Annotated in this window: 19 protein-coding genes; 2 read left to right on the top strand and 17 right to left on the bottom strand. The window is 42.6% G+C overall.

The genetic code is table 11. The annotated features are described in order from the left end of the window. Nucleotides 1-4 precede the first annotated feature (4 nt). Nucleotides 5-1,222 carry a PAS domain-containing protein gene (locus DBT49_RS00780; protein WP_070559618.1) on the top strand — a complete coding sequence of 406 codons (1,218 nt, stop codon included), beginning with the start codon at nucleotides 5-7 and terminating at the stop codon, nucleotides 1,220-1,222. A gap of 184 nt (nucleotides 1,223-1,406) precedes the next feature. Here the strand turns inward: DBT49_RS00780 and DBT49_RS00775 are convergent, their stop codons facing one another. From DBT49_RS00775 to rlmD, 15 genes are all read right to left on the bottom strand, one after another. Beyond that, on the bottom strand, nucleotides 1,407-2,861 hold the full coding sequence (locus tag DBT49_RS00775) for a Na+/H+ antiporter NhaC family protein (protein WP_070559619.1): 1,455 nt from the start codon (nucleotides 2,859-2,861) through the stop codon (nucleotides 1,407-1,409). Nucleotides 2,862-2,874: 13 nt separating this feature from the next. Then, on the bottom strand, nucleotides 2,875-3,924 hold the full coding sequence (locus DBT49_RS00770) for an aldo/keto reductase (protein WP_070559620.1): 1,050 nt from the start codon (nucleotides 3,922-3,924) through the stop codon (nucleotides 2,875-2,877). Then, nucleotides 3,918-4,271, bottom strand: coding sequence for a TIGR04076 family protein (locus tag DBT49_RS00765; RefSeq protein WP_070559621.1), 354 nt, complete (start codon nucleotides 4,269-4,271; stop codon nucleotides 3,918-3,920). Before DBT49_RS00765 ends, DBT49_RS00770 begins: the two co-directional genes overlap by 7 nt. Nucleotides 4,272-4,633: 362 nt before the next feature. After that, entirely contained in the window at nucleotides 4,634-5,059 is a 426-nt protein-coding gene (locus DBT49_RS00760) for a hypothetical protein (RefSeq protein ID WP_070559622.1), read from the bottom strand. A 189-nt stretch (nucleotides 5,060-5,248) separates the two neighbouring features. Continuing rightward, on the bottom strand, nucleotides 5,249-7,684 hold the full coding sequence (locus DBT49_RS00755; protein WP_070559623.1) for an ABC transporter permease: 2,436 nt from the start codon (nucleotides 7,682-7,684) through the stop codon (nucleotides 5,249-5,251). Further along, the gene (locus DBT49_RS00750; RefSeq protein WP_070559624.1) at nucleotides 7,677-8,357 is read right to left on the bottom strand and encodes an ABC transporter ATP-binding protein; all 681 of its coding nucleotides are present in this window, start codon (nucleotides 8,355-8,357) and stop codon (nucleotides 7,677-7,679) included. Before DBT49_RS00750 ends, DBT49_RS00755 begins: the two co-directional genes overlap by 8 nt. A 97-nt stretch (nucleotides 8,358-8,454) precedes the next feature. Next, complete coding sequence (locus tag DBT49_RS00745; RefSeq protein WP_070559625.1) at nucleotides 8,455-9,294, bottom strand: sensor histidine kinase; 840 nt, start codon at nucleotides 9,292-9,294, stop codon at nucleotides 8,455-8,457. Continuing rightward, nucleotides 9,291-9,932 carry a response regulator transcription factor gene (locus DBT49_RS00740; RefSeq protein ID WP_070559626.1) on the bottom strand — a complete coding sequence of 214 codons (642 nt, stop codon included), beginning with the start codon at nucleotides 9,930-9,932 and terminating at the stop codon, nucleotides 9,291-9,293. Before DBT49_RS00740 ends, DBT49_RS00745 begins: the two co-directional genes overlap by 4 nt. Nucleotides 9,933-10,078: 146 nt before the next feature. After that, on the bottom strand, nucleotides 10,079-10,459 hold the full coding sequence (locus tag DBT49_RS00735; protein WP_070559627.1) for a YbgA family protein: 381 nt from the start codon (nucleotides 10,457-10,459) through the stop codon (nucleotides 10,079-10,081). A gap of 95 nt (nucleotides 10,460-10,554) precedes the next feature. Then, a complete protein-coding gene (locus tag DBT49_RS00730) occupies nucleotides 10,555-10,995 on the bottom strand; it encodes a WapI family immunity protein (RefSeq protein WP_070559628.1) in 441 nt (146 codons plus the stop codon). Nucleotides 10,996-11,080: 85 nt separating this feature from the next. Continuing rightward, nucleotides 11,081-12,031 carry an ABC transporter permease gene (locus DBT49_RS00725; protein WP_070559629.1) on the bottom strand — a complete coding sequence of 317 codons (951 nt, stop codon included), beginning with the start codon at nucleotides 12,029-12,031 and terminating at the stop codon, nucleotides 11,081-11,083. 2 nt (nucleotides 12,032-12,033) lie between these two features. Then, entirely contained in the window at nucleotides 12,034-12,774 is a 741-nt protein-coding gene (locus DBT49_RS00720) for an ABC transporter permease (protein ID WP_070559630.1), read from the bottom strand. 12 nt (nucleotides 12,775-12,786) lie between these two features. Then, nucleotides 12,787-13,728 carry an ABC transporter ATP-binding protein gene (locus DBT49_RS00715; RefSeq protein ID WP_111846160.1) on the bottom strand — a complete coding sequence of 314 codons (942 nt, stop codon included), beginning with the start codon at nucleotides 13,726-13,728 and terminating at the stop codon, nucleotides 12,787-12,789. A gap of 11 nt (nucleotides 13,729-13,739) precedes the next feature. Next, the gene (locus DBT49_RS00710) at nucleotides 13,740-14,318 is read right to left on the bottom strand and encodes a TetR/AcrR family transcriptional regulator (RefSeq protein ID WP_070559632.1); all 579 of its coding nucleotides are present in this window, start codon (nucleotides 14,316-14,318) and stop codon (nucleotides 13,740-13,742) included. 204 nt (nucleotides 14,319-14,522) lie between these two features. Next, on the bottom strand, nucleotides 14,523-15,917 hold the full coding sequence (rlmD, locus tag DBT49_RS00705) for a 23S rRNA (uracil(1939)-C(5))-methyltransferase RlmD (RefSeq protein WP_070559633.1): 1,395 nt from the start codon (nucleotides 15,915-15,917) through the stop codon (nucleotides 14,523-14,525). 209 nt (nucleotides 15,918-16,126) lie between these two features. Between rlmD and DBT49_RS00700 the strand changes: the two genes are divergently transcribed. Next, nucleotides 16,127-16,684, top strand: coding sequence for an isochorismatase family protein (locus tag DBT49_RS00700; RefSeq protein ID WP_070559634.1), 558 nt, complete (start codon nucleotides 16,127-16,129; stop codon nucleotides 16,682-16,684). Between the two features lie 902 nt (nucleotides 16,685-17,586). Here DBT49_RS00700 and DBT49_RS00695 read toward each other — a convergent pair. Further along, nucleotides 17,587-18,021: a GNAT family N-acetyltransferase gene (locus tag DBT49_RS00695; protein ID WP_070559636.1), complete on the bottom strand. Its 435-nt coding sequence runs from the start codon at nucleotides 18,019-18,021 to the stop codon at nucleotides 17,587-17,589. 170 nt (nucleotides 18,022-18,191) lie between these two features. Further along, nucleotides 18,192-18,335, bottom strand: coding sequence for a hypothetical protein (locus tag DBT49_RS00690; protein WP_168163193.1), 144 nt, complete (start codon nucleotides 18,333-18,335; stop codon nucleotides 18,192-18,194). Nucleotides 18,336-18,381: the final 46 nt, after the last annotated feature.

The following is an 18,381-nucleotide window of genomic DNA, read 5'->3' as shown; positions in this document are numbered from 1 at the left end:
AGCATTGAAATATACAGAAATTGAAGACCTGAAAGTAGAACACCCAGTGGAAAGCCCCATCACTGACATCGACCGTTCCCTGGATAACTGGGTAGAAGTCGTCGCCGAGAAAACCCAGGCAGCTCGCGACAGTGATGCAGTCAAGCTCGACTGTGGGATATTAAGCGTTAACCAAATTAACCAGCTCTTAGCCAATATTGACCATGAGGTAACCACTTGCGACGCTAATAACCAATACCTCTTCTACAACCGTCATAAGCCCAAAGAAGACATGGTCGCCAAACGCAATCCCGAAGCGGTGGGTGAGGCCCTCTTCAACATCCACCCCGAAAGAGTGGCTGAAAGTGTTGCTAAACTCATCTACGAAATGCGGACTCACCAAGTTCCCCGGGTAGTTTTGCGGTCGAATTGGAGTGAGACCGAGCGTTTCGTTACCCATAACCATCGGGCCTTCTATAATCCTGATGGGAGCTATGAAGGCACCATGGAATGGGTACAGGATAACCTGCCGATTTTAGAATACTACTGCCAGATGACCGGCCAAGAGATGGTCGATGACCAAGCGGCCGATCCCAAGTCGAAGCCACAGGTAATCTTAGACAGTCGCTCATCCCGCTTTGTCGATAAGAAGTATGACGACTGGACCCAGGGCTCCCAAGCCCCCCACCGGCTAGAAAGTCAAGTCTATCCGGATAACCACTGGCTCGAACAAGCAATCGAGGTCAAAGATCCAGCCAGTGGCCAAGACTATGTCTGCTTAGACCGCGGCATCCTCACAGTTTCTCACTTGAACCATTTCTTAAAGCAGATCCCTGTAGAAGTGGCCTACTATGACCAGGATGACCACCTGCTTTATTTCAATTATAAGAACGATGTCGATGAAATGTTGAACCCTAAAACTGTCAGCTCAGTCGGACTAGATATTAACTCTAATTACCCCGAAGCGGAACATGAAACCATCAAAGATATCCTAGCTGCTCTCAAGTCTAAAGAAAAAACTAGTGAAAAATTCTTTATTTCTTCCACTTCTCCAGGTGAATGGATTATCTGTACCTTTAAGGGAATCTATGACGCAGGCGGCCATTACCTTGGCTGTGTGGAATACTGTCATAATATCCTCCCCTACGTCAACCAAGTCCTAGAAACCTGGGGTAAAAAATTAGTTGAAAAACCCGGTCAAAAAGCGGTCTGGCCGAAAGCGAGAGGACAGTACCAAGCTTAGGTAAACTACATAATTTCTCGCAAACAAATGAAAGAAAAGTTGTATAGTTATTGACGTTGAAATGAGTGAAAGACGTAACTTACTTTTGAAAATTTCTTTAATATTCACCAATAAAAAAGTCATTTTATTTCTAAAATGACTTTTTTTCTTTATATGTATGACTTCAATGGGCCATTCTATGCTTTTAGCTAAGAATTTTTGCTTTTTCATTGAGGTTTACTGCTAAAATTTCCTTACCTTGCTGTCCTTCAAAGCGACGGCCCCAACCAGTTAAGATTGAAATCAAGAAGGCTAAAAAGAGGTTATAGCTGTGAAAAAGATAAGGAGCAATTTGAGTAACAGATAAGGGGGCAACGAATTCATAACCCTGTGTTAATTGTGAACCTACAAAAATAAAAACAGAAAGGAAAGGAACAGCTACACCTAAACCATTAGCAAAACCATCCAATAAGTTGGCCCTTCGATAGGGATGGAGCTGACAGGCTTGGCCTAGCTCATTCTGTACCTTACCAAAAGTTGTCATTGAAGCTGAGGAAACCCCACCAAATAAAATAGTTGTTAGGGTAATCCCTAACATCATAGCCAATTCTGTTCCTGAAACAGTCTGACAGAGCTTAGATTGTCTAATCTGATCAGTCAATTGCTGTAAAGCCCCTGAAGCATTCAAGACACCCATGACGCCATAAACCGATAAAACCAAGAGACAAGTTCCCATCATCCCCTCAATGCCTTTGGTAAGAAAACCTGTCAGTGCGCCATCTTGGCTAGTCATGATATCGCTAACTTGAAGCACACCCGTTAATAATCCCACCATACAACCAGAAAGCAATCCTACTAAAATAGCTAAGTAAAGATTACGCTTACGAATCGAAATGATTAGCATTAAAATTACCGGAATCAACATATAGAGCGAACGCACGTGTTCAGCTCCAGGCACTATCGAGCCAGCCTGTATGATTCCACCTCCACCAAATAAAATAAAGAGGATAAAGGACACACCACCCGCAATTAAAGCATAGGGTAAGCGGGTCCGGACTGCACCCCCAATATCACAACTTTGCTTAGAAGTCCGATAGTGCTGGGTACCAGCGGAAATAATGGTCGTATCTGAAATAGGAGCTAGATTATCCCCAAAAATCCCTCCAGAAAGGATAGCGCCAGCTAAGGCAGCTGGATGGGCGCCTAACAAGATACCTGCTGGATAAAAAATAGGAAAACAGGTAAAGAAAGAGCCAATCGAAGAGCCTGTTGCGGTAGCAATGATTGAAACAAAGAGAAAGGTCATTGCTGTATAAAGACCTCCCTTTACCCCCATAAGCTGGGCAAGATAGACAAAGCCAGCTGAGAGATTAGCAGTCTTAATCATCTGGGAAAAAATCCCAATTGTCATCAGTAAAATAACTACTGGCACGGCTTCTCTGGCCCCTTCATAAACAGACTCCCAATAGTCTGTTGCCTGTTTGGGTTTAACAAAGATTGAACCCGTCAGTAAGCCTAAGATAGCTCCCATAGCTAGTGCATGCATTTCAAAGGCCTTTAAAATCACAAAGAAAAGGATACAAAAACCTAAGAAAATTACCAAGGGCAAGTAGGCCATTAAATAGCCTCCTCTGAACGCTAGAGTTTGTTTATCTTTCATTTATTTAGCCTCCTTAACCATTAGCATTTTCGTGACGACGGATAATTGATGAAAATATTGAATTAGGGTCTCTCTCAAGTTCATAACAATCTCCAGACAAACGTGGATATTGGTCCAAGAAAGATCGGATAACATCAAGATATTCTCGACCTAGTGTAAAGTCAAAGATTGCTAAGTTATCCTTGACATGTCGATGATTTCTAATGCCGATAATACTCCCAGCTACTCCTTTTTGCTGAAGAATATAGCGAGTCGCCACGTTAGAAATAGATACCTGGTGCTTATGAGCAATCTCATCCAATAAGTGTAAGAGTTCCTGATAGCCACTCTGACCCAGGCTTTGATCAATCACTTGTTGATATTTAATCTGAGATCGCGTCTCTAATTCAATATTGGTCTGATTGAGATATTTATCCGATAACAAGCCTCCAGATAAGGTTCCAAAACATAATTGCTGGATACCATGATCAATTGAATAAGATAAGAGTTTCTTTTCGGGGCGTCGATCAAAAAGCGAATACTGGGACTGACAAGAAATGATTGGAATACCAGCATCAACTAATTGTTTAAGGTGATCGGTGTCGAAATTTGTTACCCCAATATAGCGAATCTTGCCCTTCTTCTGTAGTTTAACCAAATGTTCAGCCACTTCAATGTAGCGATCGATACTGTAGTCCCACCAGTGAAATTGTATGAGATCGATATAGTCACGACCTAATTTCCTTAGAGACCGATCGATAATCGCCTCTGTATCTTCAAAACTCACAGTCTCTAAGACATCAATATCAGGCACGTACTTTTCGTGAATTTGGATATCATGAACGGTTAGATGAGAATGATGGTTCAATTCTTTCAGGTAGCGGCCTAACGCCTCTTCAGCCCCTGTATAAATATCCGCCAAGTCAAAAGTTGTAAAACCAAGCTCTCCTAATTGATGAAAAGTTTGGTTAATCTCTTCTAGGTCAAGCTGTCCTTTTAAGGTATGTCCTGGTGATAATTGCCACAAGCCATTTAGAACACGAGCAATACTGTAACCTGGACTTAATTCAATTCTTTCTAACATTGATCATCATCTCCTTGATTTAGCGGCACAACTGTTGTTTCTGCGTGGCTAAATTGTTTTTGCTTTTTTCTCGTTATCTTAAAAACTGCCCCACAATTAGGGTCTGGACAAGCAATGATAGCATCAGAACGCATCCAATCATTCTCCTGCAAAAGTCTTTGCTTGGCTGGCAACACAGGAAGTAAGGTAGCTAAGGCATACATAGAGAAAGATCGAGTCTGTGAGAAAATTAAATTCTCACCTTCCACAATAAAATAATCTCCCTCCCGGTGACTGCAGACAAAAGGCCGATCAGTAGCCAGAACTTCAACTTTTAAAGTGTACAAAGTAAATAAATCATCTGTCATCGTTCTTCCTCCAAAATAAAATAAGCACTTGCCCCCTATTCGTTAATACGAATAAAGGACAAGTGCTTAACCTGCGGTGCCACCTCTATTAGTCAGCAACTTGCTAACTCTCTCTAACAAGTCACCAAAAACTTGCCTTCCATGATAACGCGTTTGACGCGGTAGCTCAAGATAATGAGCTACTATCCGGTGCTTGGCGCACCCTAAGGCCCAGCCCCTAGCACAAGTAGGCGTCTCTCACCCACACACCCTCGCTTTAACTTGCTTGCCTAGGTTTTTCCTCATTAGATAAATTTTTATCTAATTATAGTGACTGAGTCATTTTTTGGCAAGAATTATTTTAGTTAAAGAAATAGACTATTCTATGTCATTTCACCTAGTTTTTCAGTCAAATCTTTCTCCAGTTTAACAATCGACCGACGCATCCTTTGCAGGGCTTGGAGCTGGTCTTTGATATCTGACTGGACCCGTGCATCCGTAAAGACATTGTCAAACCAGGTATCAAAGAAGTTGTCTTTTAGTCCATCAGCCATTCCTTGGGGCAAGGTCATACTGACATCCGCTAACTCTTGGTTTAAAAATCTTAAAGATTGACCAAGAGCCTCAATTTCTTGGTTTGCCGCCTGAATTCTGCGCCGCTTGATCAAACTAGGCAGAAAGTCACCACCCAGTAAATCCCACATCCCCCATTTGGAGGCCGATTGGAGCAATTCAATCCCCTTATCTAAATGAATCAACACTTCTTGGGCGGCCTGTTGAGCTTCTTCTAATTCTTTCAATGATTTCATGATCAGTAACCTCCTTAACGGAATAGTGGGTTTCCCACGAGTTACAATTTACGCTTTTAGCTTATCACGAGAAAATAAACCAGCAAAGTATCATGCCCATTCAATGCGCCTTTCTCCTCAATAAAAAAACCGACTTTCCGCGTCCTAAAAACAGGCTCAAAAAGTCGGTTACTTTTTATTCAATCTTTATTATATTCCCCGGATCAAATCAATCGGTTCATGGTTTAGAATAGCACTGAGACCTGTCCAGTAAATGAGCAAGTTCAAGCCATAAACTAAGAGTGAAAAGCCCAGAAAGACTATGTAGGGGAAGTATAAGATTAAGGACTTCATATCAACACTCTTGAATAGACCAGCAATCCCTAGCATAATCCCTAAGGTAATCAAGGCAGACAAGAGGAAAGACTTCCCTTGTTCGAAGAGAAATTCGCGACTGAAGTGATTTCTCAAGGCCTGGATATCCATCCCAATCGAATAGAGAGTTCCAATCTCTTTACGCCGGCTCATCAGACTGAGGTTGATAGAGGAATAGCCGTTGGTGATATTCATCAGGAAGATGATGGCCGCAATCCCATAGATGATCAGCTTGAAACTTTGAATATCTGTAAACTGTTCGGCCTGGATCTCCTCATCTGTAAAGACCTTGAAGCTTTCATTATAAGCAATGGTATTTTCGATGCGACTAGTGATCTCTTCCTTGGCCCGGCCAGCTTGTCCTTTAGGAAGTTTCAGCTTCAATTCGAAGGGATAATTATAATTTTTATCGTCTTGGGCCGCTTCCATCAGCTCTTGATAGGTCTCAAAATCCGTATAGACCATGACGGTAAAGGGCAGGACCCGGGTCTGGTAGGGGCCGAGCTCATCAATAGTATGCGCAATAGGAAGGCTGTGCTGCTTCTCATTAATGCTGACGTCTAATTGATCAGGTTGATCAAAATACGGCACTTTTTCAGCCTGAGCAAGGGGCTCGTTGGGATCTGCTTGGACCTGGTTGTAGAGGGTAAATTTCCCTGGCCTGCCACCCAATTTCTGAAGGTCGTCCTCTTCGAGGGCGACCAGAATTCCCCTGATGTATTGGGGCTTGGTGTCAGCCATCATTTGCTCCAATTGCTCATCCAGGCCCAGTGATTGGGCGGTTTGGGAGAGCTCCAGGTTAGGTTCAATGGCTAGGTTCTTTTCCTTAGAAATATAGCCCTCACCCTCATAGTCAGCAAGAATTTCGGGCAGGATAGGGGGCAATTCACCGGTGTCATTGTAGTAGTGGACCGTGAGATCATAGCCATCATCAAAGGCATAGAAGTCCCGGTTGTAGTCGGCAATGGCATAGACGATACAGAAGATGGCTACAATTAGGATGCCAATAGCTGAGATGTAGCGTTGGGACTTGATACTGGCCATATTGTTCAGCCGGAGTTCTTTCCAAAGCTTGGAACTTCGCTTCTTGCCCTTCTTCTTAGACAGGCTAAAATTTCCTTTGAGCCCTTCAATAATATCGATCTTCGCGATCTTGCGCGCCGGATAGATGACCGCGACTAGGACAACCGCTAGGGCCACCAGGATAATGACCAAAGACAAGATCCAGTTAAAGTGAACCTGGTTAAAGAAGACCACTTCAGCTTTGCCACTATTGGCGACTTCAAAGAGATAACGAATAAGGAAGAAGCCCAGGACATGACCAATTAAAACAGGCAGGACGGAGACTGTGAGTGCCCCTTTCACCAGTAAGAGATAAATTTGAAAGTCCGTCGATCCGATGGATTTATACATGGAGAGCTCGCGAATCTTCTGCAGACCCCAAACCCAAAAAATATTTTTGATAAAGAAGACAAAGATTCCCATACATAAGAGGAGGGAGAGGGCATTAACCAGCTTAGTCATCAAATTTTTACTCTGGCTGACATCCAGGCCGTAGTAGCGGACCAAGGAGTCATTAAAGTCCAATTCCACTTCTTTTCCTAGTAGATCTTGAATCTCGTCTTGGATAGCCTCACTCTGGGCATAGGCTGCCTTGAAGTCATGGAAATTGATCAAAGGGATCAATGCTTCGTCGTCATCCACCAGAGGCATACCGTAATTGATTTTTAAGTTCTCATTATAGAAATCTTTGTAGACACCAACTAGGGTATAGTGGCGGCTTTCTGTGGTCTCAAAGCTTTCTTCAGCAGTATAGGTCGACCGGGCATCGATCGTCTTCCCGTCCACCTGACGCTCTCCAAGCTCGATCACTAGCTCATCGCCTAGGGAGAGGCCTTCCTGCTTAACTAGAGATTCATTCAGGACAATTTCATTCGCCGACTCAGGAAAGCGCCCAGCCAACAAATAAGACTCTTCTCGCATCTGCTTGACCTGAACATCCTGTCCCACCATAGAAATGAGATGGTCCTTGTACTTAGCACTGTGGGCTCTGGCAGAAGTCCCGCCCGCTAGCTCAATGGCTTCAACTTGGTTGAGTTTAGCGATCTCCTCCTGGGACAGGTCTTCTGACAAGCGGGCATCGTAGAAATTCGTTGCCTTCAGCTGGCGGTTACTTGACGAAATATTGGTATAGCCATAGTAAAAAATCACCGTGAAAAAGAGGCTAACAATCAGAAGTGAAATGAAAATCGGTAAATTCTTCTTATTCATTGGGCTCATCTCCTACGATAGCCCCATCGACCATGGTGATAATCCGCTGGGTCTGAAGGGCCAAATTTTCATCGTGGGTGATGATCAGGATCGTCTGCTTGAGGGTCTGGTTGAAGTACTTCAAGAGGTCAATGATCTCCTGAGAGTTCTTCCGGTCCAGGTTCCCGGTCGGTTCATCCGCTAAGATGATCGAAGGCCGGTAGATCAGGCTGCGAGCCACAGCCACGCGCTGCTCCTGGCCTCCCGATAGCTCACTCGGAAAGGCCTGCAACTTATCGGATAAGCCCAGCTTAGTCACCAAGTCATTAAAGAAGGCGTCATCCACCTGGCGCCCGTCTAACTTCAAGGGTAGTTTAATATTGTGTGCCACGGTCAGATTGGGGATGAGGTTGTAGAACTGGTAGATCAGCCCCACCTTGCGTCGCCGGAACAAGGCCATTTCCTTAGACGAATAGCTGGCAATATCGGCCCCTTCAATGAGTATCTTCCCCTCATTAGGCCGGTCCACCCCACCAAGCATATGGAGTAGGGTAGACTTCCCCGACCCACTCGGCCCGACAATGGCAATAAGCTCTCCCCGGTTGACGGACAGATTCACCCCATCGACAGCCCGAACTTGCTTCTCTCCCTCGCCATAAATCTTAGTCAAATTGTCAACGCGAAGTATTTCCATAAGATCTCCTCCTAGTTTGACTATAGCCGATGAAAATGACAAGTCGGTGACAAAGCGGCTAAAAAGAGAAAAAATTGCCTCCGCGATTACTTCCCTCTCACTTATAGAATTGCAGGATAAATTCTGCCCCTTGGTCGGTATTTCGGCAGCTAATTTGTCCCTGGTGTTTCTCAACAATGCGCTTGGCCATAGCGAGGCCAATCCCAAAGCCCTTAGAATCAGGATCCTTATAGAAACGCTGGAAAATCTTTTTTTGCTTACCTTCAGCAATTCCTCCCCCATCATCTTGAATAGATAATTCCAGATAAATGGGGTTCTCCCGAGCCCTTAGCCAGATTCGGTGCGTACCTTCCTGGTTAATGGCATTCTTTAGGATATTAATAACAGCCTCGCTCAACCAGTTAAAGTGCCCGAGCATAACCGCCTCCCCTATATCGATAGAGACACTAATTCCACGGTCCTCAATCTCGTCACTTAAGATGTCTAAGGCGTAATCCACCACTTCCCGCAAGTGGACTGGCGACAACTTGAAGCCCTCAAGGTTATTATCCAAACTGGCCAACTTCAAGAGCGCATTGGATAAGTCGTTGAGCCGGTTTAATTGCTGGGAGAAAGTCGCCGGATCCGTCTTATCATTTTCCAAGGCAAAGAGCATGCCCGTAATCGGGGTCTTAATCTGGTGGGCAATGTCTTCGATATTCTGACTCTGATCTTGGGAAAGTTGATGAACCTTTTCCTTTTCTTCAACGAGCTCAATAAATAACTTATAGATCTGGTCTTCCAACTGGGAGAAATCATCCTGCTTCATGGGAATCTGATAATCTTGCTGGTAGAGTTGGTCGATCAGGTAGGTCAGCTCTTGAATCCGCCGACGCTGGCGGATTTTCAACCAGCCAACCACAATTAAAATACTTAGAACCCAGAAAATATAAATCATAGCTTCAACCGGTAACCGATGCCGCGGACGGTTTCAATCAGATCCTTGGAGGTCTTGTCGCGGATCCGCTTAATCGTGGCGGTCAGGGTATTGTCATTTACATAGGCCTGCCGGGCATCCCAGAAGCGCTCCAGCAATTGGTCCCGAGTCAGAAGCTGGCCCCGGTGTCTGATAAAGTGGGCCAAAAGACGATATTCCAAAGCGGTCAAAGCAACCACCTGCCCCTGGTAATAAATCATACCCTGGTCTTCTTTAAGGACTAAATCCTTGTCCTCTTCCATAGGCCCAAAGTCCCTCAAACAAGCCGCAATCCGAGCCCGCAGGATATTCAGGTTAAAAGGTTTGGTGAGATAATCCGACGCCCCAGCATCGAGAGCCTCCGCAATAAAATCTACATCAGCAACCACAGTAGTAATGATCACCTTGATATGATTCTGTAAAAAGAGCTTCAAAAGATCAAAACCATTCCCATCCGGCAAATTTAAATCCAGGATAGCCAGATCATAAGCCTGCTTAGAAGCCGCTTGCCCTTCAGCAAAATTTTTCGCCAGCTCTACAACAAAGCCATGCTTGGTCAAAAAGTCGACAATCTCTTGACCAATCATGGGATTATCTTCCACTAAAAGTAGGGAATTCATGTTAAAACTCCTTCACTGATCAATGTAGTCATCTATTATCTTCACTATATCCTGATAAATAGTAGGCTGCAAGTATCATGTAAGCGCTAAAAAAGCCCCCATGCAGGAGCTTTTAAAATTTCTAAAATGGATTTGAAATCCTTTCGCTATCTTTTATTTAATAAGCTAGATCTTTCCAAGTAAGCATTAGGATAAATAGCCAGTAAAGCTCTCACAGCCTGAGCCAAATCGTCTTGACTAGCTTCGCCCTTTCGGTATGCCGACAAGAGCTGCATAAAATCAGCCTTCTCTTGGTCGGTCGCTCTATTTTTAAAGTAGCCCCAGACATGCTGGTAGGCATTAACAACCTGACCGCGGTCTTCTGGCATGGCCTCGGCTTGATCAATGTACGCTTCCACCACAGCTAATTCAGGGTCTTCTGTTTTTAAATACTCCCGAATTTCTAAGTAGATCTTTTGCGACTTACTCAATACCAGATATTTATTTTGCGCCCAAAGTTCTTGGCAGGCCTGGACTTGCTTGGACATTACCGAACCTCCTTATTACAGATTAACCATAACTCCATCAGCTTTCTTCCATACAAACATATTGGAACTTTCTTTTAAAAGAGTTTACGACAGTCTTATCTTACTGGATATCTCTGAAAGAAATCCTTTAGTTGAAGGTTCAACTGCTTAAGCTCTTCACAATTCAATGTTTGACACAGGCAGACTTCCTTCCAATCATTATCCTTAGTGTCATAGACAAAGCTTATTTGGAAAGTATAAGAATGATCGATTTCCGTAATAGCCAGGGTCAGGTAGGGCTCTGTAAATTTCTCCAAGACAGCCGTTTTCTTCCCCGATATCAGCGAATGGATACTTTCAATGATTTCTCCCAGTTCAAAACTTAATAGGCAAGGATCCACTTGTTTAAAGGACTTGACTGAATCCGAATAGCTAAACGCTACTTTTAACCAATTTCGATCAAAAACATCATCACTTTCAGATAGATCTTTGAATTCATAGCCAAGAATATCGACAGTTAACCGCTTATCTTCTTCAGTAAAAACTATGCCAGTCATCGAATCCCCTTCGTAAATATTTCTCAAATACTGCTCGTTTTATTATAACAAATCCCCAAAAACGAGAAAATCCGGCGCTCTAGCATCAATCGATGATTCTACGCTTTTGCATCAACAGCGCGATTACAAAGAAGGCCAAACTATATAGTAAAAGAACCCCTAGGGATTGACTCAACGCTTCTACTTGACCGTCCAAGGCTGAGCCTAATTTGGCAATATAGAATTGCGGAAAAATAGGCTGGATCTGTTCTTGTAAAGAGTCTTCTTTTACAGCTAATAAGGCCCCCGAAAGCAGCATGGTCAAAACAGACAGCATAGTACCGACTAGGAGGGCCTCTTGATTTTTCTTGACTAGCGTTGATAAGGCCATGCCAAAATTAGCCGCAAATAATTCAACTACAAATAAGTCTAAGAAAAGGCCTCCAGATAGGTCCAGGTCAAAGCAAGGTAAGACGATACCACACGCTAAGGCATTAATGGTAAACAACAGCAAGAAAGTAAAAAGTACTTGCTGGGAAAGGTATGAAAAGGTCGAAAGCCCGCTGGAAAAAATTCGTTGATCAATCCCCTGACGGTCATCAAAATAAAAACGATAAAGAATTAAGGATAGGATCATCGAGCTCATGGCTAAAACGCTGAGCAGCACTTTGAAATGATCGCCGCTTGGTGCAGGTTGATTGGGAATTTTTCTCTCATTGAGCCATTGACTTAAGCCTTCACCTAAAGCAGCATTTCTTACCGTTGTCACTTGATATTTACCAGCTTCCTTACTGATGTAGGCGTCATATTGACCAGTAATTAACGGACTATAATTCTGCTTCTCCCCTGACAGTTCTTCAACAGCTAAAGCGTCATTATCCATAGCTAACAAGTCACTGGCACTTGGGGCGACTCCTATTATGGGCTTAGGGGGATCCATAGTCAGAACATAAGCACTAGCAGCGACCGTTACAAAAACAATCAAAATCGACAGCCAGAGATAAGACTTTGCTTGAATTAGTCGCTTTAAATTATTGTTTAGAATGATAAATTTCATGTTTACTCTCCAAAATCTTCGGGATGATATTTTAAGTGGATAATGATTAAAAATCCTAGTGACGCTAAACATAAGGTCATCATGGTCGTTAAAAGAGAATGAGCATTGTTATCGTAAATGAGCTCAAAAAAGCGATTCATCACTTGCCCAATCGGTGACAGATTGGCTATTTGACTAATCCGCTTGCCAAAGATAGACATGGGAAAGAATAAACCTGACAAAATCGCAAAAAGGTTAATCACTAAGTTTAGAATTTTTGTGGCTAGATCTTCACTTTTTAGTAAGAGACAAAAGGCTCCCCCAAAAGTGATCGAAAAAATCACCAAGCTTAAATCAAGTAATAAGATATCCACCACATGCCGTCCCCCATAGTTAACTAGTCCGGTCCTATTAAAAACCAAGATATAGCTGGCTAGAATGGTATAGGAAACCAGAATAGCCACGATTAATTTGGATAGGTAAACCTTATACCTGGCTATGGGCGCATAGACAATCCGATAATTGGCATACTTGACTTGGTGGCCAAACAAGAGCTCGGGCAAGATAATCACCGTTGCCATAGATAAGTAGATCATCATGGTGACACCATAATAGTCATAGGACGTGAGTAAATCACCACTAAAAAGCGGAGAAAAAACAAAGCCTGTCACAGTAATTAAGAGCAGCGGATAGAGTAAAAGATAGGTCATTATTGGCTTATTTTTAAAGAGATTCACCAGATCTTGTTTCATGATGGTTAACATAAGCATCCCCCTTTAGTCTCTTAATCTCTTCCCAGTTAAGCTTAAGAAGACATCTTCTAGGGTTTTCTGTTTGCTTTGGATACCGCTAATAGCAATACGGGATTGCAACAAAAGCGACAAAATAGCATTTAGGGAAGTGCCTGTTTTCTTCATAGTGAGATTCAAATGCAAATAACTGTCTTGATCAACCGTCAACACATGAGGGAGCTGACGGATCTTGTCCAGTAAATCTTGAGACATGGGCTGATCGAGGCTAATTTTATAAACGGCATCACTATAGTCATCCAAGATATTATCTAAATAGTCATTTAACAAAACCACTCCCCCATCCATAATGATGACCCGGTCACAAATTTGCTGGACTTCTTCCATGTAATGAGTGGTGTAGATAATGGTGGCCCCTTCAGCCCGCAAAGACTTGATAGAGTCAAGAATGTGGTTTCGAGACTGAGGATCAATTCCCACCGTAGGTTCATCAAAAATAATTAATTGGGGATCATGGGCAATGGCACAGGCAATGTTTAAGCGCCGCTTCATCCCACCTGAAAAAGTGGCGGCTTTATCATACTTTCGCTCTTCAAGCCCCACCTTTCTAAGCGCACTGTTTACCTTGTCTTTCATCTCAGCTTTCTTGACCCCATAGAGAGAAGCAAAGAATTTAACATTCTGAAAGGCAGAACTATCTTCATAAATAGCCAGTTCTTGCGGCACAATACCTAGGCTTTGTTTGATTCTCTTCAAGGACAGTCCTTCATCACCAAAGTAGGTCAGCTTGCCTTCATCCGACTTTAAAAGCGTGGATAAAATATTAATGGTGGTACTTTTCCCAGCACCATTGGGGCCTAAAAACCCCAGTATTTCACCCTTTTCCACCTGAAAATTCAGATGATCTAAGGCTTTCCGCCCATTTTTATAGGTTTTCGATAGGTCTTTGACGGTTAAAATATTCTCCATAATCTCGTCCTCTATTCATTAAAGCTCAGATCAAAAATTATTTTGACCACTTTCTCCATATAAGCTTCTTGTTCTTGGTCATCCTCAAAACTAGAAAAGACAGGGTAAGAGTTTTGAATTAAGTTCATAATTAATTTGGCCTTAGTGACTTGATCTTTATCCTGACCACCATCTTGAATAATGGTTAAAATAGCAACAATGATAGCAACCATCTGTTCATTAAAAGCCAACATCAGCTCTCTAAAGGCCTGGCCCTTTCGTGACAGCATCAGGATATCGCTATTTAAGAACCGATTTTCCCAGTTCTTATCCATCCCTTTGACCAAAAATTCTTTAAACTTTAATTCTGACCGGAGGTTGTTGCCGGTAATTTCTGCTTTAAGTCTTTCCAGTTCTGCTAGTGAATAATTGAAGAAGCTCTTGACCAATTCGGTAAAGACATCTTCTTTGCTAGTGAAATAGTTGTAAAAAACACCAACAGACACTCCAGCCTCCTTTGTAATCTCCTTAGTCGTAATCGAGCTAATACTTCTATCTCTAAGCAAGCGGTCAGTCGCTTTAATTAACTTTTCTCTATTATCTTTAGTCATGATGGCCTCCATAAAATTTTACTTTTATGAATTATAGTTCATATTATCCAGAAAATAAATATGAATATGAATAAAAGTTCATTATTTATATATTTTATTTGGCAAACGATTAACAAAAGTTAATCAGAAAGACTTCCTTCCAACTATTTTTCTCCATAATAAAAAGCCCCCTTTCAGGAGCTTCTTCAGAAATTTATTTAAATGCTATTTCTTCTCCAACAACACGACCGATTCAACATGCTGAGTATGAGGAAATTGATCGATTAATTGGATCTTTGCAATCTCATAACCGAAGTCTCTTAGCCAGACTAGATCTTCAGCTAGGGTTTTGGGATTGCAGGAAACATAAATAATCTTCTCTAAACCCATCCGGCCAATCCGACGCATGATTTTTCCACCGGCACCATTCCGGGGCGGGTCGAGTAAGAGCAGGTCCGCCTGACCCCATTCTTCTTCAATTTCAGCCAAACCGTGCCGAGCATCACGAGCCATAAAGTGGGCATTAGTGATTCCATTATCTCGCGCATTACGTTTCGCCGACTCAATCGATTGTTCCACAATCTCAATCCCCACTAGGGCCTTAGCCCCTTTAGCTAAAGGCAAACTAAAGCTACCGACCCCACAAAAAAGGTCAATCACCAGACTATCTTGATCGAGATCAGCCCAGTCACAGGCTAAATCAATCATTCGTTGGGCTTGAAGAGGATTAGGTTGGAAGAAGGTATCGAAGTACAGCCGATAATTGAAACCAGCCAACTCATCACGAATATAGTCGCGTCCAACTAAGACTTCTACCTTGTCAGCCCCCATCCGGTCCGCAATGGCGGTATTCTTAATCCACATCAAGCTCTTAATCTCAGGATAAGCCTGTAGACGTTGGATTAGATCTTCAATAGCACCTGGATCAAGCTCTGCCGATTCTTCTTGGGCGAAAATCGCTACCATGACTTCCCTACTTTGATGGCCTTGGCGCAAGAGTAACTGTCTGAGCAAACCTTGCTTAGACTGTTTTTCGTAACCTGCTAAGTTCCAGGCCTTTTGCCATTCTTGAACTTCTTCTTTTAGGGACATGAAGATTTCTGGAGCCAGGATATTCTTTTGCCAATCAACAATCTGGTACTGGTCCCCCTGGACGAAGAAACCCAAGTCGCCGTCAATGGAGAAGCTTAGTTCGAGCTTATTGCGGTAGTGGTAAGGATCGTCCATCCCCCATACCTCACCCACTAAGCTAGGATCAAACCCCTTGTCAGTTAAGAAGCCCTGGGTGAGGGCACGCTTATAAGCCAATTGATCGGCGTAGTTCATGTATTCCAGGGGAGCGCCCCCAATTTGAGGGCCATTTAATTCATAGCCTCCAATCCGACTAGGCGCCGGTTCAATAATCCGGTCATAGGTCCGCGTTGCCCGTCTCCTTCCTCGGGCATTGGGTACAGTAACTAATAACTTATCCCCCGGTAGGGCCTTAGGGATCTGGAGCTTTAGCTTTCTGCCCTTACCCATCTCCGTATCCGGAAAACGATATTGGGCTAGGCCCAGCCCCTTCTCAGATAATCCCGTCACTTCGACTGCTAATTGTTCACTTGGATAACGTTGCTTCATCGGCAAATCCCCTTTATTACTTCATTTTGTTTCGCTCTGAAAAATTCATCCTGTTTAGTAAAGCATAATCTCAACCCGGGCGCAAGTGATTCTCTAAGCGGTTGTCAGAGAAAATTTATTCCTGTAAAGCTCCTAGCCCGGAAATTAGGCATCAGATCCTGTGCTTGTTATAATAAAGGTAAATAAGATTCTTAGAAAGGAAGTTCACCATGACTTCAATGACTGTTGATAATACCCTAGTTCTTGTCATCGATATTCAAGAAAAATTAGTTCCCGCAATGCATGATTCCGATACTTATCTGGCTAACCTGCAATTTCTTCTTGAAGGCTTGAACCACTTAGGCGTTAAGAAAGTGGTCACCGAACAATATCCTCAAGGTTTAGGCGCTACCCATCCTGCCATCAAGAGCTATCTGACTGAGACACCAGTTTACGCCAAGACGCGTTTCAATGCTTGCATTCCCGAAGTCGTCAACCACATCACCCCTGCCATTGAACATGTAGTGATTGTCGGGATGGAAACGCCTATCTGTATCGAGCAAACCGCTCATCAATTATTAGACGATTATCCTCAAGTGCAAGTCACCTTGGTCCGTGACGCCGTAACCGCTAGAAGTGCCCAAGAACACGAATGGGCCCTCAGCCAACTGCAAGCAGATGGGGCAACTCTCCTATCCAGTGAGAGCTTACTCTACCGTCTCCTAGAAGACGCCAAAAACCCACACTTCAAAGCGATTTCTAACTTAGTCAAAGAGCGTCAAGCTTAATAAAGTGGCTAGGTCAGTCAAGTTATTACAGAGAAACTAATACAAAATAAAAGAGACACAGAAAGCTGTAGCCCTAACTACACGCTCTGTGTCTCTTTTTGTGGAAAAGCTTCGCCAGTTTTATACCATCCACTTTGTCCTAATAATGACAAAAATAACTAAACAAATTCCATAATACCCTAGAGCCAAACAGAGGCCTAAGTTTTCTTTAAAAAGAAAACACAGGAGGGCAATCATGGTATTGAAAGCAATAGAAGGCAAGAGACTTTTAAAGTTTTCGAGACCAGTGGCTATGTCTTCCTTGCTATTCCTGCGTAAACCTTTTTGGTAACTTTTAACTGCCTTATTGAAGAAAAGTAAGATAAGATTTTCTGTTCCCAGGACAAAGAGCAACTGGATAAGCAGAGCCTCCTTGTTCACGATCGCTAGCGGATAAAAATTAAAGGCTTTTAGAATACTTAGTAAGAGAAAAACGCTAAGCAATAAAATAAGTTCAAAAAGAAGCGTGAAGAGATTTTTACTTATTATATAATCAATGACTTTCCAGGGTGAGCTGAGCTTGACGAATTCCTCATGAAATAATTCATCGGTGGTAATATACCTAAACACACTGGAAGCTAAAATAGTCGAGGCCAGAATAATTAGCCAAGCTGGCAATTGCATAAAAGCAAAAGTAAACAAAAAGAGTAAGCCAAAAAGAAAAGCATAAAGATCTAAACTGCCATCTTTTAGAAAAAAACTTCTTGACTGTTAATTGGAAATAAGACATGGCTAGTCCTCCTTAAGGATTGGTCTATCCGTCTATCTTCCCTACCATTATAACAAAAACAGCGACCTCAAGTTAAGCGAGGTCGCTGTCCTGTTCTAGTGAACAATCTCGTTAATATGAAATAATCAATCCATCAAAAAGTCTTAGAAAAGCGCTTTTGGGTACGATCTTGGGTATAGCCAATACTTTGGTAAAATTGATGGGCTTCTACACGATGGACCGCTGAATTTAATCGAATGTAGTGGAGTTGATGATTGATGGCATAATTTTCGATAAAGGTCATGAGCTGTTTACCGATGCCTTGTCCTTGATAGTCAGGACTTACCGCAAGGCCAAGAATATTTAAGCCTGTGTCACTATAGAGTCCTTCATAGATCTCAGCGTGAACAAATGCAATCGCTCTAGAAGAAGTCTCCTCTTCATAAACAGCTATAATATGATGGTCATGATCTTGGGATAATTTTTTGATTTGTGATTGGACTAGATTCAGATCAGCATCATAACCGAGTGCTACTTGGCATAATTCCTGAATCGCTTTGGCATCAGTCTCTTGAATGGATCTTATCATAGACTCTCATCTCCTATGGATAAAGGTATAAAAATGCCTCAAGTAATCCTTAGATTACTTGCTGGACTAGCATTTTATTAGGCTAAATTATATACCTCTTATAAGGCGTTTTGAAGCTGATATAAAAGTTTTTATCAGCTTCAAAACGACTAGTGAGTAAACTTTTTGGGTTAATTTTTCTTAAAGCGAACCCCATTTGCCTTTAACTTATTAATTGTACCTTTTCCGATACCATTAATGGCTAAAACTTCTTTTTCCGTTTTTGTTTTAGGATAATCGTGAACTAAGATGGGCGTGATCCCTACATTACTCAATTTTTCCTTTTCTGCTAACTATTCGGATTTTTCAAATAGTTTGTAC

It is taken from the genome of Aerococcus mictus, from assembly GCF_003286595.3.
Lineage (GTDB): Bacteria > Bacillota > Bacilli > Lactobacillales > Aerococcaceae > Aerococcus > Aerococcus mictus.
Note: the sequence above shows the minus strand (reverse complement) of the source record. Positions and strands in the feature narration are given on the sequence as shown.

What these genes read in the sequence shown, in the direction of transcription:
- DBT49_RS00775 (WP_070559619.1), bottom strand. Translation starts at nt 2,861, where the DNA reads ATGAAAGATAAACAAACTCTAGCGTTCAGAGGAGGCTATTTAATGGCC.
- DBT49_RS00770 (WP_070559620.1), bottom strand. Translation starts at nt 3,924, where the DNA reads ATGTTAGAAAGAATTGAATTAAGTCCAGGTTACAGTATTGCTCGTGTT.
- DBT49_RS00765 (WP_070559621.1), bottom strand. Translation starts at nt 4,271, where the DNA reads ATGACAGATGATTTATTTACTTTGTACACTTTAAAAGTTGAAGTTCTG.
- DBT49_RS00760 (WP_070559622.1), bottom strand. Translation starts at nt 5,059, where the DNA reads ATGAAATCATTGAAAGAATTAGAAGAAGCTCAACAGGCCGCCCAAGAA.
- DBT49_RS00755 (WP_070559623.1), bottom strand. Translation starts at nt 7,684, where the DNA reads ATGAATAAGAAGAATTTACCGATTTTCATTTCACTTCTGATTGTTAGC.
- DBT49_RS00750 (WP_070559624.1), bottom strand. Translation starts at nt 8,357, where the DNA reads ATGGAAATACTTCGCGTTGACAATTTGACTAAGATTTATGGCGAGGGA.
- DBT49_RS00745 (WP_070559625.1), bottom strand. Translation starts at nt 9,294, where the DNA reads ATGATTTATATTTTCTGGGTTCTAAGTATTTTAATTGTGGTTGGCTGG.
- DBT49_RS00740 (WP_070559626.1), bottom strand. Translation starts at nt 9,932, where the DNA reads ATGAATTCCCTACTTTTAGTGGAAGATAATCCCATGATTGGTCAAGAG.
- DBT49_RS00735 (WP_070559627.1), bottom strand. Translation starts at nt 10,459, where the DNA reads ATGTCCAAGCAAGTCCAGGCCTGCCAAGAACTTTGGGCGCAAAATAAA.
- DBT49_RS00730 (WP_070559628.1), bottom strand. Translation starts at nt 10,995, where the DNA reads ATGACTGGCATAGTTTTTACTGAAGAAGATAAGCGGTTAACTGTCGAT.
- DBT49_RS00725 (WP_070559629.1), bottom strand. Translation starts at nt 12,031, where the DNA reads ATGAAATTTATCATTCTAAACAATAATTTAAAGCGACTAATTCAAGCA.
- DBT49_RS00720 (WP_070559630.1), bottom strand. Translation starts at nt 12,774, where the DNA reads ATGTTAACCATCATGAAACAAGATCTGGTGAATCTCTTTAAAAATAAG.
- DBT49_RS00715 (WP_111846160.1), bottom strand. Translation starts at nt 13,728, where the DNA reads ATGGAGAATATTTTAACCGTCAAAGACCTATCGAAAACCTATAAAAAT.
- DBT49_RS00710 (WP_070559632.1), bottom strand. Translation starts at nt 14,318, where the DNA reads ATGACTAAAGATAATAGAGAAAAGTTAATTAAAGCGACTGACCGCTTG.
- rlmD (WP_070559633.1), bottom strand. Translation starts at nt 15,917, where the DNA reads ATGAAGCAACGTTATCCAAGTGAACAATTAGCAGTCGAAGTGACGGGA.
- DBT49_RS00700 (WP_070559634.1), top strand. Translation starts at nt 16,127, where the DNA reads ATGACTTCAATGACTGTTGATAATACCCTAGTTCTTGTCATCGATATT.
- DBT49_RS00695 (WP_070559636.1), bottom strand. Translation starts at nt 18,021, where the DNA reads ATGATAAGATCCATTCAAGAGACTGATGCCAAAGCGATTCAGGAATTA.